Below are 16,751 nucleotides of genomic sequence, written 5' to 3' on the forward strand. Positions count from 1 at the left end.
TACGGAAGTGAATGCCCAGCCAGACACGGGCGGGGCAGGTTGGCGGGCGGGGTCGGCCCGCCACACGCCGGCCGCCGGCGTCGCGATGAAGACGCTGCTCAACGAGGGGTCGCGGCGCGTCGGCCGTACGGGCGGAGGAAGTGGTAGATCTACGACTCGGCCGCGGTCGTGGTGATGTCGTCGAGGCCGGCGATAGTCAGGACCGGGGACAACAGCGGGTTGGACACCAGCCGCAGACGGTCGACATGCGGGAAGAGAGCGGCCAGGCCCGCGCTGTCGATGTACTCCACCCGGGTCAGGTCGACCACGAACGGGGACCCGGCCGACTCGTCGTCGGCCCCGGTCAGCGCCGTGGCGAAGGCGGCGGCGTTGCTCATGTCGATCTCGCCGGTGGCGGTGAGCACGACGGCGCCGTCCGGCCGGCGGCCCGTGGTGCAGGTCAGCGGTGTGCTCATCGGGGAATCCTCGCTTGCAGGCCGACGATGGTGCCGGCGGCGCCGGTCGTCACGGTCACTTCGCTCATCAGCGCCCGCATCAGGGCGAAGCCCCGCCCGCGGTGCGGGTTGGCGGCGGGCTCCGGGGTCTTCCACAGGCCGCTGTCGGTGATGGTCAGGTGCAGGTCGTCGGCCGTGGCCGCCGCCCGCAGGCTGATCAGGCCGCCCGGCAGGTGGCGGTGGCCGTGCTCGATCGCGTTGGCGCACGCCTCCCCCGCCGCGACCAGCACGTTCTGGGCCGTCGTGGGGTCGACCCCGCAGCGGGCCAGCCAGGTACGCAGCATCGACCGCAGCGGGGCCAGCCGCGTCGCCTCGGCCGGGAAGTCGAGCTCGAGCGGGCCGGGGTGGCGGTAGAGCAGCATGGCCACGTCGTCGTCGTAGCCCGCGGACGGGGCCATGTTCGCCATGACCTCGGTGGCCAGCTCTTCGAGCGTGGCCGTCCGGCCCTGCTGCACCGCGGCCGCCACCCGCTCGATGCCGGCGGTCAGCGGTTGCCGGCGGCGTTCGACCAGGCCGTCGGTGTAGAGCAGCAGCGTGGCCCGCACCGGCACGGTGTAGTGCGCTTCGGGGCGCTCACCGGTCGAGCGCACCCCCAGCGGGCGCGAGCGGCCGTGGTCGAGCAGGTCGGTGGTCCCGTCGCGGTGGGCGACGACCGCGGGCGGGTGCCCGGCGCTGGCGTACGTCAGCTCTCCCGTCGCCGGGTCGAGCACGCCGCAGAAGACGGTCGCGCACATCGCGCCCGGCAGCTGGACGGCGAACCGGTCGAGGGCGGTGAGCGTCTGCGCGGGGTCGGTGTTCTGCAGCAGCAGGGCACGGCAGGCGCTGCGGAGCTGGCCCATGACGGTGGCCGCCCGCAGTCCGTGCCCGACGCAGTCGCCGACCACGATGCCTATCCGGCCGGCGGTGAGCATGACGGTGTCGTACCAGTCGCCGCCGACCTTGAGGGGGCGGGTGGCCGGCGCGTAGCGGACGGCGAACCCGGCGGGCAGCTCGGCCGGCCCGAGGATCGCCCGCTGGAGGGCCAGCGCCGTCTCGCGTTGCTGGTCGATCTGGTGGATGCGGTGCAGTCCCTGCCCGAGATGCCCGGCCAGCAGCGTCAGCAGGGTCCTGTCCTGCTCGGTGAACGGGCGCCGCTCGGTCAGTTCGAGCAGGAGCACCATCGTGCCGTCCGGGTGCTCGAGCGCGATGCCGGCGCCGCCGGGCCGGTCGGCGACCGGGGTGAGCAGCGGCTCGTCCCGCAGCGCGGTCAACGCCGTACGCCGCTCGGGAGTCAGACTTTCCCAGCGGATCTGCTCGTCGTCGGTGACCAGGGTGGGCGGGCCCGAGTCGTGGAAGACCGCGGCGTACACCTGCCGTGCCTGCCACAGCTCGCCCAGATCCGGCAGCACACCGTCCAGCGCGCTGGAGACGCTCTCGGCCTGCGAGAGGCGCACGCTCAGGGCGGCCAGGGCGCTGTCGCGCTGCACGGCGTAATGCTCGGCGGTGACGTCGCGGAAGGTGCCCACGATGACCTTGCGGCCGGTGTCCGGGTCGGCGACCTGGTTGAAGGACGCCGCGGCCCACAGCCGATGCCCGTCGCGGTGCTGCACCGGGATCGTGTAGGTGCCCCGGGTGCTGCCCACCAGCAGGGCGAGCGCGTCCGCGACCTGGTTGTACGCCTCCGGGTCGGCCTCGCGGTCGGGCCACCACGGGTGCACCGGCGCGTACGGCAGGCCCTCGGGCCCGAAGCCGAGGACGTCGGTGAACGTCGAGTTGATCTCGATGACCGCCCCGTCCTCGTCGCAGACGAAGAACGCCTCCTGGAGCGAGTCGATCAGCGCCGTGCGCCAGCGAGCGTGGTGGTTGCGCAGCCGGGCCAGCTCGACGTTGGCGCGTACGCGGGCCAGCAGCTCGGCCGACGAGAACGGCTTGACCAGGTAGTCGTCGGCGCCGGCGTCCAGTCCCTCGATCGACGCCTCCTGACCGGCGCGCGCCGAGAGCAGCAGGACGGGCGTCCCGGCCGTACGCGGATCGGTCCGCAACGCCGCCACCAGTTCGAGCCCGTCGAGGCGGGGCATCATGACGTCGCTGACGACCAGGTCGGGATTTTCCCGGCGGGCCACCTCGAGCGCGGCCTGCCCGTCCCCGACGGCCAGCACGCGGTGGCCGGCCGAGCGCAACAGGCGGGCGAGATAGTCGCGCATGTCGGCGTTGTCGTCGGCCACCAGCACCGTGGCGGGCGACTTGGCCACGGGCACGGCCTCGTCCGACGAATCGGTTGTGCCCGGCGTCCAGCGCAGCGCTTCCTGCACGTACGGCTCGGCGCCGGACGACCTCGGACCGGCGCTCGGCGCGGTGTTCACGGCCTCGGCCGGCAGATGGGCGGCTCCCAGCGGCAGCCGGACGGTGAATGTCGTGCCCCGGCCGAACGTGCTGTCCGCCGTGATCGTGCCGCCGTGGAGCTCGACCAGCTCCTTCACCAGCGCCAGGCCGATGCCGCTGCCCTCGTTGGAGCGCGACCGGGCGTTCTCGATGCGGTGGAAGCGCTCGAAAAGGCGCGGCATCTCGTCCTCGGGCACCCCGACCCCGGTGTCGGTCACCGTCACCGTGGCAGCTTCGGCTTCCCCGCGTACGGCAATGCGCACCCCGCCGCTGAAGGTGAACTTCAGAGCGTTGCTGAGCAGGTTGAGGACGATCTTCTCCCACATCCCGCGGTCGAGGTAGACCGGCTGGGCCAGCGGCGGGGTGTCGACCTCGAACGTCAGGCCGGTCCGCTCGATCGCCGACCGGAACACGCTGGCCAGCTCGGCGGTGGCGTGGGCCAGGTCGACCGGCTCGAACCGGGCCTGCATGCGGCCGGCCTCGATACGGGAGAAATCGAGCAACGCGTTGACCAGCTTGCCCAGGCGCAGCCCGTTGCGGTGGATGACTTGGAGTTCGGCCCGCACACCCTGGTCGTCGGTGAGGTCGGACCGGGTCAGCAGCTCCTCCAGCGGTCCCATGATCAGGGTCAGCGGGGTGCGGAACTCGTGGCTGATGTTCGAGAAGAACGCGGTCTTGGCCCGGTCGAGCTCGGCCAGCTCCTCGGCCCGGCGCTGCTGGGCCTGATAGCTGCGGGCGCTCGCGATGCCGGCGGACACGTGCCCGGCGGTCAGCTCGACGAACCCGCGGTAACCGTCGTCGACCGCGCGGAAACGGTTGAGGCCGGCGACCAGGAACCCGTACGGGCTGTCGCCCTGTTGCAGCAGCGGCACGACCAGCGCCTCGACGGGCGGCTCGCGCCAGGCCCCGAGCGGCAGGTCGCCCTCGATCGGCACCACGACCGACTCCCCGCGGGAGATGGCCTCGACGGGCCAGGCGCCCGGCCGTGCCACCGGGTGGTCGGCCGGGATGCCGGTCGCCTCGGCCAGCCGTACGCCGTCGATCTCGAACAGATAGGTCAGCGTGAACGGCAGGTCGTGCAGGTTGCGGCCCAGCTGAGCGCCGGTGAAGGCCAGCGTCTGCTGCTCGGTGCGCACCACGCTCGGGTCCGAGCCGAGGTCGCGCAGGGTCGCCATCCGCCGCTGACCGATCACGCGCTCGGTGTCCTCGCTGACCACGCAGAGCATGCCGACCAGCGCGCCGTCGTCGTCACGCAGCGGGCTGTACGAGAAGGTGTGGTACGTCTCCTCGGTGTAGCCGGAGCGTTCGAGGAACAGCAGCAGGCCCTCGTCCCAGGTGGCCTGGCCGGTCGAGAGCACCGTCGTGATGCGCGGGCCGATGTCGTCCCAGATCTCGGCCCACACCTCGTTGGCCGGGCGGCCCAGCGCCCACGGGTACTTACGGCCCAGTGTGTCGCGGCGGTAGGCCGCGTTGCAGAAGAACGTGAGCTGCGGACCCCAGGCCATCCACATCGGGAAGCGGGACGAGAGCAGGATGCTGACCGCTGTGCGGAGACTCTGCGGCCACTGCTGCGGCGGGCCGAGCGGCGTGCGGTCCCAGTCCACCGCCGCGAGGTCCCGCCCGACGTCACCGCCATCGGCGAACACGTCCTGAGTCATCGCGCGAGCGTCTCCCGTTTCTCAGCCCCGAGGGCGCGTGGCCGCTCGTAGGATACGCAAACCCTCCCGCCCGGACGTCCTCCGGGCGGGAGGCCACATACCCCGGTCGAGATCATTTACCCCTGGGAAGCACCACCCCGGCTCAGTTGAACGGGGGACGGCTCACGCCGAAGTGCTCATGGATCCGCGCGGCTCCGTGTTCGACGCGGTAGACGACGAAGGCGACGGTGGTCAGCACGGTGAGAGCTCCGGCCATTCCCCAGAAGAACTTGTGGGTCCAGTCGAGGTAGGCGAAGATGCCGCAGAAGGCAAGGGCCAGCGCGCCCACGCCGGCGATCATCTGGAGTTCGCGCAGCAGATCGATGAACATCCGATAGGCCTCGCGGGCCGGGCCGAAATGCGACGGCGGGCACCACTTCTTGGTGATCCAGAGGCCGACCGCGGTGCCGGCCCAGAACATGGCCAGCCACAGGTTCCAGGCGCGCGAATCGCCCAGGAAGAACGCGGGCGGGATCTCCAATCCGGCGATGGCGAACGGCAGGAGGCAGTCCAGGAAGGACGGCGCCCAGCGGATGAAGACGCTGAGGGTCAGGTACCAGTAGAAGACGCTGACGAAGATCAGCAGCAGCGAGACGCTCTGGACGGCGACGAGCAGGCTGGGCTTGTCGAAGGTCTTCTCGGCCAGCAGCGCCAGCGCGACGCCCTGGATGATGCTGATGATCGTGATGAACCCGTTCGGCGACACCTCGAGGTTGCGCCGGATGAGCACGTCGTGGGTGAGGGCCTCGATCCCCTCGCCGCGCACGACCGCCGGCGGGACGGGGGCGCCCGGGATCTCGTAGGAATGCCGGGGCGATGACGGTGCGTAGCCCGGGACTGAGGACCGGCGACGCCGCCGCGTTCGGGTGGGGTCAGATAATTCCGCTGCCACGACCCACATACTGCCGACCCCGTCAACAGCCTTTGTGCCGTACGGAATTGATGGGTTGACAACGCGCCGAATATAGCGTTTTTGCAGTTCAACACGGTCGACAAAGATCACCGGTAAATGATCTCGGAATTGACTGACCTGACCAGCCAGGCCCCGGGGAAATCGGAATAAACGATCCCGTAAAGCGCGCCGCGAAAACCATTCCGTGGCGCGGCCGTCACATCGCGTCTGCTAACCCAAAGCGACGGCGACGAGGACTACCCACGGAGGCCAGGCCCACGTGTCTACGACTCGGCGCGCAAAGGGACAAACGCCGCCGACCCGGTTCACCCCGGCCGGCGGCGTCGACCGCTTCTGTCAGGAGCCGGACGTCACCGGGGCGGTGACCTCCGCCGTCTCGTCGTTCGCGGGCAGGGAGTCCATGAACGAGCTCACCGAGAACACGGCCCGGCCGGCACCGGCCGGCCCGTACCCGGGCGGGCTCGACAGCCCGTTGGCGTCCATCACCGCGCGGTAGGTCTCGAGCAGCCGCACGTGGTATTCCAGCGGCGCGCCCTCCGGGTTCGACTTGCCCAGCGGGGTCGTCGGCTCGGGGCACCAGGTGGTGAACCGGGGCGTGATGCCGCGCGACATGAAGTACTGCAGGCCCTCGGCGGTCGAGTCGATCGCCTCGTTCACGGTGGTGAAGCCGTGCGGCGCGGCCATCTCGACACCGGCCACGAAGTTCGGGATCACGTTGCGCGGGCCGAAGATCTCGGCCGAGTCGAGGATCCGGCGGTGCCATTCCTCCCGGCCCACGTAGCGCTCCTTGCCGGGGCAGTAGAGCTCGAACAGCTTCTTGTCCCACACCTCGTAGTTGGGGTGGTAGATCTGGATGCCGTAGTCCTTGAAGCGCTGGACGTCGGCCTTGGGCAGCGCCTGGGCGACCACCTTGCCGATCCACCGGCCGGGGAAGCGCTCCTCGATCGCCTGCGCGTACTGGCCGTAGAAGTCGGCCTCGGCCTTGCCCTGCACCTGCGAGGTGATGCTGCCGCCGGTCAGCGTGTAGGCCTGCGACGTCCGCGCGGTGTCGTGCTTGTCGATGATCGCGAGCGCCTCGAGGATCTCGTCGACCGGCTTGACCCCGGTGTAGGGCCGCCCGGCCGCCTTGTGCTGGCGCCAGTTGTGGTTGATGTCGCAGTACTGGCACTCCTCCTTGGCGCCGAAGTACTGGCAGACCCGGAAGGCGGTCAGGTAGATCAGATAGCCCCACTGGATCGTCGGGGCCACCTCCATCACCCGCTTGCCGTTGGCCAGCGTGTGCCGGTAGTAGTCCGGCATCGGGGGCAGCCCGACGTCGGCGATCGGCTTGCCGTCGAGGTAGAGGTGCATGCGACCGTCGTCGTCCGTCTTCACCCGGTACGGCGAGCTGGGGTTGACGCGGACCGACACGACCGTACGGCGGAAGTCGTAGGGACCCCCGGTGAGCACGATCTCCTCCGGCGGGCGACGCAGCGCGGCCGTGCCCAGCTCGGGCAGCGTGCGGTGGTCGAACGAGAAGATGAAGTAGGACTTCGGCTTGACGTCGCCGTTCTCGTTGTCGCTCAGCGCCGAGTCGTCGAACGCCAGCCCGCCGCGCAGCAGGTCCTCCTTGACGACGGCCTCGCGCGGAACGTGCGGAAAGCGTGCCATCAAGTCTTCGACTACGTCGGTGCGTGACCGCATGGGCCCCTCCTGATCAACAAGCAACCGCTCCATCCTCCCCCACACTGCCGCCGAAGCCCCAGCACCCGCAAACGGATGCGCGATGGGTCACTTGCCGTACGAGGATTCCCGGTCGGGAACATCTCCCTCACGAGCGTCCGGAGCGCCAGGAGCAGAATCAGCGGGCGCCGGAGCGAGAACGATGAGCGCCACCCCGGCCGCGATCACCGTGGTGGCCAGCAGGGTGCGGGCGGTCAGCGGCTCGCTCAGGATCCACCAGCCCAGCAGCACGGCGACCACCGGGTTGACGAACGCGTAGGTGCCGACGATCCGCGGCGCGACGTTGTCCAGCAGCCAGGTGTACGCGGTGTAGGCGATGAGGCTGCCGAAGACGATCAGATACCCGACCGCGAGCGCCGACCGCCCGGTGACGCCGATCCGATCCCATTCGCCGGTCAGGCCGGACAGCGCCACCAGGATCGCGCCGGCACAGATCATCTCGATCGCGCTGGCCATCAGCGCCGACGCCGGCCGGGGCGCGTGACCGGCGTACACCGTGCCGAGCCCCCAGCACAGCGCGCCGCCGAGCGCGACCATGATCGCCACCACGTCGCCCCCACCACCCGACGGCCGGGCCAGCACGGCGACCCCGGCGAAGCCCGCGAGCAACCCCAGCGTCACCGGCCAGGTGATCTTCTCGTGATCGGCCACGCGGCGGCCGAGCACGATCCAGAGCGGGATCGTGGCCAGGAACAACGCGGTGACGCCGGACGACAGGTACTGCTCGGCCCAGGCCGCCCCGCCGGTGCCCGCGGCCGGCAGCAGCAGGCCCTGAACGGCGCCCGCGCGCCACTGCGGACGATCCGGGTTCGGCATCCGGCGCCACCGGCAGTACGCGTAGAGCAGCGCCTCGGCGACCAGGAACCGGATCGCGTTCATGGTCAGCGGGGGTAGCGACTCCAGGCCCACCTTCTGCGCCAGATAGGTGGAGCCCCAGACGACGTACACGATCAGCAACGGTCCGAGGAAGGTCATGCCTCTCGCGTACCCGGTCCCGATTGGCAGATCTGCCACGCGGGCGGCATTCCGTGCCATTCTGACGACATGACGGTCGATGTCGCCGTGGTGGTCGCCGAACCGGTGCCCGCCTTCGAGCTGGGAATCGCGAGCGAGATCTTCGGGCTGCCCCGGGCCGACCCGGAACTCCCCCGTTTCCGCTACGCGGTCTGCGCCGAGTCGTCCGGCCCGCTGCGCACCTCGACCGGCTTCCACATCACCCCGACCGACGGTCTCGACCGTCTCGAACGCGCCGACCTGGTGATCGTGACCGGATCCACCCCGCCGGTGCCGCCGCCGTCGACCGCGCTGACCAGTGCCCTTTGCGCCGCCGCCGACCGCGGCGCCACGGTGGCGGCGCTGTGCACGGGCGCATTCACCCTGGCCGCCGTGGGACTGCTCGACGGACGCCGGGCGACCACCCACTGGGCGTACGCGGACGACCTGACAACCCGGTATCCCCGGATCACCGTGGAGGTGGACCGGATCTACGTCGTCGACGGCACGATCGCCACCAGCGCCGGGGCGTCGGCTGCCATCGACCTCTGCCTGCATCTGATCCGCCGCGAGCACGGCGCCGACGTGGCCAACCGGGTGGCCCGCGAGATGGTCGTCCCGGCCCATCGCAGCGGCGGCCAGGCCCAGTTCTCGCGGCTCCCGGTGCCACCGCCCGCGGGGGACGGCCTGGCCGGACTGCTCGACTGGGCCGCCGACCACCTCGACGAGGACCTGTCGGTCGAGGCCCTGGCGGCACGCGCCTCGATGTCGGCGCGCACGTTCATCCGTCACTTCGCGGCAGCGACCGGCTCGACCCCGGCCGCCTGGGTGCGCGAGCAGCGCGTCCGCCACGCCGAACGCCTCCTGGAACGGGCCGACTCCACCATCGCGTCGGTGGCGCGGCGCTGCGGGTTCGGCAGCGTCGACACGCTGCGGCGGCAATTCCGGCGCGTACGGGGTGTCGGGCCGGAGACCTACCGGGCAGCCTTCCGCCAGTGAGCCGGTAGCGTCACCGGGTCGCTGGACGATCTCGTACCCGGGCCGGGCTTGATCGACCGGAGCCGTCAGAATCCAGAGGGTCAATGTCCGCATCGCGTCCGCAATGCGCCGTGCGGATCACATGAAGATCGTCCGAAGATGAGGTCGAGGGTGACAGACATGGAAGCGACGAGGCCGCTGCGCTGGTACAGCGGGATCGCCGTGGTGGTGTTCGGCATCGTGCCGACGGTGCTGCTGACCCTGCTGGTGACCGGCGGTCACACGCCGGGCACGGTGGGCCTGCTGCTGATCGGCGGCGTCCCGCTGGTGATCGCGGCCGGGGTCTTCGCGCTGCGCGGCATCAAGGGCGACGATCCCGAGGTCGCCGCCCGCCACCTGCACCTGAGCCTGGCCCTGGTGGCCGGGGCCGACGTGCTCATGCTCGGCGGCAACGCCCTGATCCGGATGGGCGCCTGACCAGCCCCGCAACCAGCACGCCGACCCTCATGACAGTTCCCCTCGGCCCCTCATGGGCAGCCCCTCTCGCTCCACCCTGGGTGACCAGCGGGCCTCGCGAAACGTGACAGTCACCGTGTCGCTCGTCTCGTCCCTGGTCGTCCGTGCCGTCGCGGGCACCGGCGCACAGCTGTTCCTGGTCACTTCCGAGCAGATAGAGCTCGAACACGGCATCGGCGCCGTGCTGCGCTACGAGGACGGCGACAGCGCCACGGTTTCCGGGTAGCCGGTAGTGCGGTTGGGTGCTCGCCGTGACGACACGGGCGCGGGAGATCGCCATTGTCAAAGGCATGGAAACTCTCCCGTACGAACCCCGGCACGCGGGGGCCGGACCGGCCGGCCGGCTGGTTGCCGGACGCTACCGGCTCGGCGCGCTGCTGGGCCGGGGCGGGATGGGATCGGTGTGGCTCGCCCACGACGAGCTGCTGGGGCGGCCGGTCGCGGTCAAGCGGGCCGACGAGCCGGGCCGGGCGCTGGACGAGGCACGGGCCGCGGCGAGCGTCGTCCACTGCGGCACGGTGCGCATCCTCGACGTGGTGCGTGACGGCGGCGAGCCCTGGATCGTGATGGAGGCGCTGAGCGGGCGGACGCTGGCCGACGTTCTGCGCGAGGACGGGCCGCTGGCGGTCGAGCGGGTGCGCCGCATCGGGCTCAGCCTGCTCGACGCGCTGGAAGCGGTGCACCGGGCGGGCATCGTGCACCGCGACGTCAAGCCGGGCAACGTGCAGCTCTGCGCCGACGGCCGCGTGGTGCTCATCGACTTCGGCATCGCCTGCTCCGCGTACGGACCGCGGCCGCCCGCCGAGGGCTTCGAGGGCAGCCCGGCCTACGTCTCGCCCGAGCAGCTGCGCGGGGCGCCGCCCGAACCCGCGAGCGACCTGTTCACGCTGGGCGCGACCCTCTACGCCGCCGTCGAGGGCCGCTCGCCGTTCGACCGGGGCGACCTGGTCGCGACGATGCTGGCCGTGACTGAGGCCACCCCGGCGCCGTTCCGCCTCGCGGGGCCGCTGCGGCCGGTCATCGAGGGTCTGCTGGCTGCCGATCCGGGCCGCCGACGCACCCTCCGCCAGGCCCGGGAGGCGCTGGTCACAGCGGACGTGACGGCAGTCAAACGACCGATGTCGGAGCCGTGCGCCGGGCGCATGATCAAGGCATGACGACGTACGGGAATCAACGCTGGACGGCCTCGGCGGCGATCCCGGCGCCGCCGCCACCGCGGCGATCGCGCCGCTGGATCCTGTGGCTCACCCTCGGCCTGCTCGTGGTCGTGGTGGGGGCCGCTGTGCTGCTGGTGCGGCCGAGCGCGGCGGTGCCGACCGGCACGTACGTCGCCGGGGTGGCCCTGGGCGGCCTGGACGACAGAGCGCTGCGGGGTGCGATCGACGGGCCGGTCCGCCTGAAGGTCGAGCAACCGGTGGCCGTCGTGGCGGGTTCGGAGCGGTTCACCGTGCGCCCGGCCGAGCTCGGCATCCGGCTCGACGTGGCCGCCACCGAGCGCAGCGTAGGCACGACCCGCTTCCGGCTGCCGGGCGAAGGGCGGCGCGACCTGCCACCCGTGCTGACCGTGGACGAGTCGCGCGCGCAGGACGGTCTGGATGCCGCACTGAAGCAGCTCAACCGCCCGGCCCGCAACGCGTCGGTGCGACTCGCGCCGCCGCAGACCGTGCTCGACGGGAAGGGCGATCTCGCGTACACGGCCTCGGACCGTGGGGTGACCCTCGACCGGGGTGAGCCCGGCCGTGGCGTGCAGACGACCGATGCCGTACGGCTGCTGACCGAGACCGTCCGCGGCGGCGGCGCCACGCTGAGCCTGCCCGTGACCACGCTGCCGCCCGGCAACGACACCCCGAAGCTGGCCGGCGTCGACCAACTGATCGGCACGTTCACCACCTACCACCCGTGCTGCGCCCCGCGCGTCACGAACATCCACCGCATCGCCGAGCTGATCGACGGCACGGTCGTTCCCGCCGGCGAAACGTTCTCGCTGAACGACGCGGCGGGCGAGCGCACCCGGGCCGCCGGCTTCGTGCCCGCCCCCGCCATCGTCGACGGCGAGCTGGAGGACCAGCTGGGCGGCGGCGTCTCCCAGTTCTCGACCACCTTGTTCAACGCGGCCTGGTTCGCCGGCCTCGACATCCGCAAGCACCAGCCGCACTCGCTCTACATCAGCCGTTATCCCCCGGGCCGCGAGGCGACGCTGGACTGGCGCTCGATCGACCAGGTCATCCACAACGACACCGAGGCGCCGTTCGTCATCCGGGCGCGCACCACGGACACGTCGGTCACGGTCGGCATCTACGGCCACACCGGCAACCGCGAGGTCGAGTCGGTGACCGGCCCACGCCGCCCCCGCGACAACGGCGGCTTCCGCATCACCGTCACCCGCACGGTCAAGCAGGACGGCGCCGAGCGCGGCACCGACACCCTGAACTGGACCTATCAGGGCCTCGACTGACCGTCTCAGTCACGGCCGAGCCGCTCCCGCAGGTCGGCCGCGGACCGGGGGTCGATCTCGTCGAAGATGTCCAGCGCCGCCCGCCAGGACCGGCGGGCGGCGTCCGGCTCGGTGACCGCCAGGAACGTCTCGCCGAGCCGGGTCAGCAGCTGGCCCTTCAGGTAGCGCTCGCCGATCTCGTCGCACAGGACCGAACCCCGCTCGTACAGCTCGATGGCTGCGGCATGGTTCCCGCGATGCTGTTCGGCATAGCCGAGGCTTTCCAGCGTGTGGGCCTCGCCGTAGCGGTCGCCGGCCTGCCGGAAGAGCCGGAGCCCCTCCCGGCAGAGTTCGGCCGCGGCCGCGTGGTCACCGAGCAGAGCCGTGTACCAGCCGACGGCGTTGAGCGAGCTCGCGAGCCGCCGGTCGCCGGGCAGCCGGTGGCTGATCTCCAGTGCCCGCTCGGCGTGCCGCAGGGCGTCGGCCAGGCGGCCCTCGCGCTCCTCCAGCCAGGCGACGTTCTTGTGGCAGTTCACCAGCGCCGGCAGATCACCGATGCGCTCGAAGAGCTCGATGCTCGCCCGCAGGTGCCGCCGCGCGGTGCCGTAGCGCCGGAGCCGGGTGGCGGCGTTCGCCAGATCGCGGTGGCACCATGCCTGGCCCTGGACGTCACCCAACCGGTTCGCGGCGGCCAGGCCCCGGCGCTGGACCCGGGCCCAGTCGTGCCACCGACCGCTGCGGTTCAGGTACGTGGTCAGGGCCCAGGCCAGCTTCCAGGCACGCTCGTCCTCGCCCGCCGCGAAGGCCCGGTCGACCGCCTCGACCAGCACCGCCCGCTCTTCCGCGGCCCAGGCCATCGCGGCCGCGACGCTGTCGAAGTCGCCGGCGTCGCCCTTCTGCAGGCCGATCTGGTCGCGGTCGGGATAGAGGGCGCGGTCGACCGCGTACGCCCGGTGCAGATAGTGGTCGAGCAGCCGCCCCAGGGCGGTCGCGGACTCGTCGGCGCCGGTGGTCAGCTCGGCCCCGAACGCGCGAAGCAGGTCGTGTCCGGTGTGGTGGTCGCCGTCGGTGTGCACGAACCCGGCGGCGGCCAGCTCGCCGAGCAGCCGGGCGGCCGTGTCCCGCTCGACGCCGGCCAGCGCCGCCACCGCCGCCGTGCCGATCCGGTCGCCGATGCGCACGTGGAGCAGGCGGAAGACGCGGGCCGCGCCGGTCGAGAGGCGGCGATACGAGACGGTCAGCACCGTGCGCAGGTCGCTGCTCCGGTCCGCCGTGCCGGTGAACGCGTCCAGCGGGCGCCCGGCCCGGGCCAGCTGCGCCGCGAAGTCGGTCAGGGCGGACGGGGCCGGGCTGGTGGCAGCCCGGGCCGCCGCCACGGCCAGGGCCAGGGGCAAGCCGCTGCACCACCGCACGATCTCGGCGGCGGCGTCGGGCTCGGCGGCCAGGCGGGGCTTTCCCACGCGTACGGCGAGAAGCTCGTGCGAATCGGCCGCGTCCATCAGGTCCAGCGCCAGGTGCTCGGCCCGGCCGGTCACGGCCAGCCCGGTCAGCGGCTCGCGGCTGGTCACCAGCACGAGCGAGCCCTCGGCGCCGGGCAGCAGCGGCCGCACCTGCTCGGCGTCCCGGGCGTCGTCGAGCACGACCAGCATCCGGCGTCCGGCGAGCAGGCTGCGGTACAGGCTCGCCTGCGCCTGCACGCCGGTCGGCACCTTCTCGGGCGGCACCCGCAGCGCCTCGAGGAAGCCGCGTAACGCCTCGCCCGCGCTCAGCGAGCGGCCCGAGGGCGCCCAGCCCCGCAGCCCGACATGCAGCTGGCCGTCGGGAAAGCGGGACGCCGCCCGATGTCCCCAGTGGACCGCCAGCGCCGACTTGCCGACCCCGGCCGGGCCGGTGATCACCACGCACGACGCGCCGCCCGGCACCAGCGCGTCCAGCGCCCGCAGATGGCGGCGGCGGTCGACGAAGCGGACATCGGCCGGCAGCTGCGCGGGCACCAGCTCGGCCAGGTCGCGGCCGGGCGCCTCCTCCAGCAGCGCGGCCAGCGTCGCGGCCAGCTCGGGACCGGGCTCGATGCCCAGATCGGCCACCAGGCGCAGCCGGGTGCGGCGGTAGACCTCGAGCGCGGCGGCCCGGCGCCCGGCCGCGGTTAGAGCACGCATGAGCAGCACGGCGAACCGTTCCCGGTAGGGGTTGTCGCGGGCCAGAGCTGTCAGCTCCCGGGCCACCGCGTCCGCCCGGCCCAGCTCGAGTTCCCAGCCCAGGCAGGTCTCCCAGGCCGCCATCCGGCGCTCCTCGAGCGCGTGGGCGGCCGTGCGCAGCGGCGCGGTGTCAACCCCCGACAAGGGCGGCCCGTGCCACAACCCCAGCGCAGCCCGCAGCGCATCCGCCCCGGCGGCCGCGTCACCGGTCGCCATCAGTCCGTGGGCGCGCTGCTCCTCGTCGTCGAACCGCGCCAGATCGTACGGAACCGGGCCCGGACTCAGCAGATAGCCCGGCGCCCGCCGGTCCAGAGTGGCGTTCAACCCGGCTCGGCGCAGCTGGGCCCGCAGCGTGGAGACCCTGTTCTGCACCTGGATGCGGGCGCCGGACGGCGGGTCGTCGCCCCACACCGCGTCGATGAGTTGCTCGACGCCCACCACGCGGCCGGCGTTGAGCAGCAGGCACGCGAGCAGGTTGCGGGCGCGCGGCCCACCGAGCGGGAGCGGACCGTCGGCGCGCACCTCGACCGGCCCGAGAATCCAGAAACCGGGCCCCCGGTGGCCCCCGCCCACGATCACGCTCGCGACTGTATCCGCTCACGCACAGCGTCGCCGGGCCCGAACCGTCCCGGCGGCCTGTGAAAAATCTGTGTCGATGTCCGGGATCGTTGTCGCGCCACCCCACCGGGGCGGTGTCCGGCGTGCACGGGGGACGCCGGATGCCGCCCGCCGGTCAGGCGATGGGCCGCCCCAGGGAACGGCTGCGGCCGCGGAATTCGGCCAGCACCACGTCGTCGGCGGCCCGGGTGACCGTCACGTCGTAGAGGCCGGACCGGCCGCGGCGGGCCCGTTCGACGGCACGCGCGCGCAACAGGTCGCCGGCGCGGCCGGACTCGAGGAACGTGATGTCGAAGCCGGCGGCCACCGCGACCTCGCCGTACGAGTTGCAGGCCACGGCGAACGCGCTGTCGGCCAGGGACGCGAGCAGGCCGCCGTGGCAGAGCCCGTAGCCGTTCACCATGTCGTCGCGCACCCGCATGGTCAGCACCGAGCGGCCCGGCGCGACCTCTTCGAGCTCGATGCCGAGCCCGGCGCTGGCCGCGTCCCGGCCGAGCATGATCTCGGCGCTGCGCCGCGCCACCTTCCGCGCTTCCTCTGACATCCGCCCCAACGTAACACCGTGCTAAGTTGAACGCGTTCAAGAAGGCGAGGGCGGGCATGGACAGGTTGACCGGACCCGGCTGGGTGGGCCTGCACATCGTGGTGGCGGTGTGCGTGGTGCTCTTCGTTCCGCTCGGGCTGAGCGCGCTCGGCCGCGGGCGGCGGCTCGTGCAGTGGTGGCCGGTCGCCGCCGTACCGGCCGTGGTTGCGCTCGCTCTGCCGCGCGGGGCCCTGGCTGGGCTGCTCTGCCTTCCCTACCTGCTGGCCTGCCTAGTGGTGCCGGTGGTGCTGCGGCGGGAACGGCTCGTGGCCTTCGCGGCGGCGTGCCTGCCGGTGGCCGCGGCCGGGCTGGCGGCCGAGCGGGCCGGGATCGCGCTGCTCGGGTTCCCGGCCGGAGTCCTGGGGCTGACCGCGGCCCACTTCCACGTGGCCGGCTTCGGCGCGCTCCTGCTGCTGGCGCTGACCGAGGCCCGCTACCGCCTGCTCGCCCCGGCCGGCGTGGCGATCGTGGGCGCCGGGTTCCTCGTCGGCGGCGCCGCGGGCGACGTCGTCGAACTGATCGGCGCCGGCGTGCTGACCGCCGGACTCTGGCTGGCCCTGGCCACCCACGCGGGCCGCGGCGCGCGTTGGATGTTCGCCCTCAGCCTGGTGACGATGACGCTGGCCCTGCTCTACGCGGCCGGCCAGGTCACCAGCCTCCCCCACCTCGGCCTGACCTGGATGGTGCTGACCCACGGCGTGCTGAACGCGGCCGCCGTCCTGACCGCCCTCGTCGTGGCCTGGGCCGGCCGCGACCAGCCCTGGTCCCGGCACACCTGGTCGCACCGGATCGGCGCCGGCCGCGATCGCTTCGAGGCGGCGTCGGCCGCGCTGCTCACCTGGGACATGCACCGACGCTCGGGCGCCTGGGTCGACCCCGCCACGCCCCCGGCCACCCCCGGGCTGCACATGCTCTCGTCCCTCGGCTTCGGCCGCCTACGAGTGCCCGAGCCGTGCCGGGTGACGGAGGTCGTCCGGCAATCGGACCGCACCATCATGCGCTACGTCGCTTTGCCGGGCCACACCTTCGCCGGCGACGAGAGCTTCACCGTGCTGCTCGCCCAGGACGGGGCAGTGCGCTTCGAGGTGACCGTGCGCTCGCAGCCCGTCCTGCTGGTGGCCCGGCTCGCCGGTCCGCTCGTCCCGGTCGCGCAACGGCTGTTCATCGCCCGCTGCGCCACCGCCCTGCGTACCGCGAAACCGGCCGCGGCCCCGGTTCGCCGATGACGAACCGGAGCCGGACGG

13 protein-coding genes are annotated in these 16,751 nt (G+C 72.4%); 6 read left to right on the forward strand and 7 right to left on the reverse strand.

All coding sequences use genetic code 11. The features are described 5' to 3' along the window. Positions 1–149: 149 nt before the first annotated feature. The 5 genes from KXC43_RS02545 to KXC43_RS02565 form a co-directional block, all read right to left on the reverse strand. Positions 150–455 (reverse strand): STAS domain-containing protein, encoded by a 306-nt coding sequence (locus tag KXC43_RS02545; RefSeq protein ID WP_221374207.1) that lies wholly within the window; start codon positions 453–455, stop codon positions 150–152. Further along, complete coding sequence (locus tag KXC43_RS02550; protein ID WP_221374208.1) at positions 452–4,513, reverse strand: SpoIIE family protein phosphatase; 4,062 nt, start codon at positions 4,511–4,513, stop codon at positions 452–454. The genes KXC43_RS02545 and KXC43_RS02550 overlap by 4 nt, the downstream gene beginning before the upstream one ends. A gap of 142 nt (positions 4,514–4,655) precedes the next feature. Beyond that, entirely contained in the window at positions 4,656–5,555 is a 900-nt protein-coding gene (locus tag KXC43_RS02555; RefSeq protein WP_221374209.1) for a hypothetical protein, read from the reverse strand. A 246-nt stretch (positions 5,556–5,801) separates the two neighbouring features. Beyond that, positions 5,802–7,148: a radical SAM protein gene (locus tag KXC43_RS02560; protein ID WP_221374210.1), complete on the reverse strand. Its 1,347-nt coding sequence runs from the start codon at positions 7,146–7,148 to the stop codon at positions 5,802–5,804. A gap of 87 nt (positions 7,149–7,235) precedes the next feature. After that, positions 7,236–8,162, reverse strand: coding sequence for an EamA family transporter (locus KXC43_RS02565; RefSeq protein ID WP_221374211.1), 927 nt, complete (start codon positions 8,160–8,162; stop codon positions 7,236–7,238). Positions 8,163–8,231: 69 nt separating this feature from the next. Here KXC43_RS02565 and KXC43_RS02570 point away from each other — a divergent pair, with 69 nt between their 5' ends. The 5 genes from KXC43_RS02570 (at position 8,232) to KXC43_RS02590 (ending at position 12,129) form a co-directional block, all read left to right on the forward strand. Beyond that, a complete protein-coding gene (locus tag KXC43_RS02570) occupies positions 8,232–9,179 on the forward strand; it encodes a GlxA family transcriptional regulator (protein WP_221374212.1) in 948 nt (315 codons plus the stop codon). 159 nt (positions 9,180–9,338) lie between these two features. Continuing rightward, entirely contained in the window at positions 9,339–9,635 is a 297-nt protein-coding gene (locus KXC43_RS02575; protein WP_221374213.1) for a hypothetical protein, read from the forward strand. Between the two features lie 103 nt (positions 9,636–9,738). After that, the gene (locus KXC43_RS02580) at positions 9,739–9,900 is read left to right on the forward strand and encodes a hypothetical protein (protein WP_221374214.1); all 162 of its coding nucleotides are present in this window, start codon (positions 9,739–9,741) and stop codon (positions 9,898–9,900) included. Positions 9,901–9,964: 64 nt separating this feature from the next. Continuing rightward, a complete protein-coding gene (locus KXC43_RS02585; RefSeq protein WP_221374215.1) occupies positions 9,965–10,831 on the forward strand; it encodes a serine/threonine-protein kinase in 867 nt (288 codons plus the stop codon). Beyond that, a complete protein-coding gene (locus KXC43_RS02590; protein WP_221374216.1) occupies positions 10,828–12,129 on the forward strand; it encodes a VanW family protein in 1,302 nt (433 codons plus the stop codon). Before KXC43_RS02585 ends, KXC43_RS02590 begins: the two co-directional genes overlap by 4 nt. Before the next feature lie 5 nt (positions 12,130–12,134). On the opposite strand, the gene KXC43_RS52565 is transcribed toward KXC43_RS02590, so the two are convergent. Together KXC43_RS52565 and paaI are read right to left on the reverse strand one after the other, a co-directional pair. Continuing rightward, positions 12,135–14,885, reverse strand: a complete 2,751-nt coding sequence (locus tag KXC43_RS52565; protein ID WP_221374217.1) for an AfsR/SARP family transcriptional regulator — start codon at positions 14,883–14,885, stop codon at positions 12,135–12,137. A 154-nt stretch (positions 14,886–15,039) separates the two neighbouring features. Then, entirely contained in the window at positions 15,040–15,468 is a 429-nt protein-coding gene (paaI, locus tag KXC43_RS02600) for a hydroxyphenylacetyl-CoA thioesterase PaaI (protein ID WP_221374218.1), read from the reverse strand. Between the two features lie 26 nt (positions 15,469–15,494). Between paaI and KXC43_RS02605 the strand changes: the two genes are divergently transcribed. Further along, on the forward strand, positions 15,495–16,733 hold the full coding sequence (locus KXC43_RS02605) for a YndJ family transporter (protein ID WP_221374219.1): 1,239 nt from the start codon (positions 15,495–15,497) through the stop codon (positions 16,731–16,733). Positions 16,734–16,751 lie beyond the last annotated feature (18 nt).

It is taken from the genome of Paractinoplanes polyasparticus (assembly GCF_019710575.1).
GTDB classification, from domain to species: Bacteria; Actinomycetota; Actinomycetes; order Mycobacteriales; family Micromonosporaceae; genus Actinoplanes; species Actinoplanes polyasparticus.

Coding starts and splice junctions, on each gene's coding strand:
- KXC43_RS02545 (WP_221374207.1), bottom strand. CDS start 455: ATGAGCACACCGCTGACCTGCACCACGGGCCGCCGGCCGGACGGCGCC.
- KXC43_RS02550 (WP_221374208.1), bottom strand. CDS start 4,513: ATGACTCAGGACGTGTTCGCCGATGGCGGTGACGTCGGGCGGGACCTC.
- KXC43_RS02560 (WP_221374210.1), bottom strand. CDS start 7,148: ATGCGGTCACGCACCGACGTAGTCGAAGACTTGATGGCACGCTTTCCG.
- KXC43_RS02565 (WP_221374211.1), bottom strand. CDS start 8,162: ATGACCTTCCTCGGACCGTTGCTGATCGTGTACGTCGTCTGGGGCTCC.
- KXC43_RS02570 (WP_221374212.1), top strand. CDS start 8,232: ATGACGGTCGATGTCGCCGTGGTGGTCGCCGAACCGGTGCCCGCCTTC.
- KXC43_RS02575 (WP_221374213.1), top strand. CDS start 9,339: ATGGAAGCGACGAGGCCGCTGCGCTGGTACAGCGGGATCGCCGTGGTG.
- KXC43_RS02585 (WP_221374215.1), top strand. CDS start 9,965: ATGGAAACTCTCCCGTACGAACCCCGGCACGCGGGGGCCGGACCGGCC.
- KXC43_RS02590 (WP_221374216.1), top strand. CDS start 10,828: ATGACGACGTACGGGAATCAACGCTGGACGGCCTCGGCGGCGATCCCG.
- paaI (WP_221374218.1), bottom strand. CDS start 15,468: ATGTCAGAGGAAGCGCGGAAGGTGGCGCGGCGCAGCGCCGAGATCATG.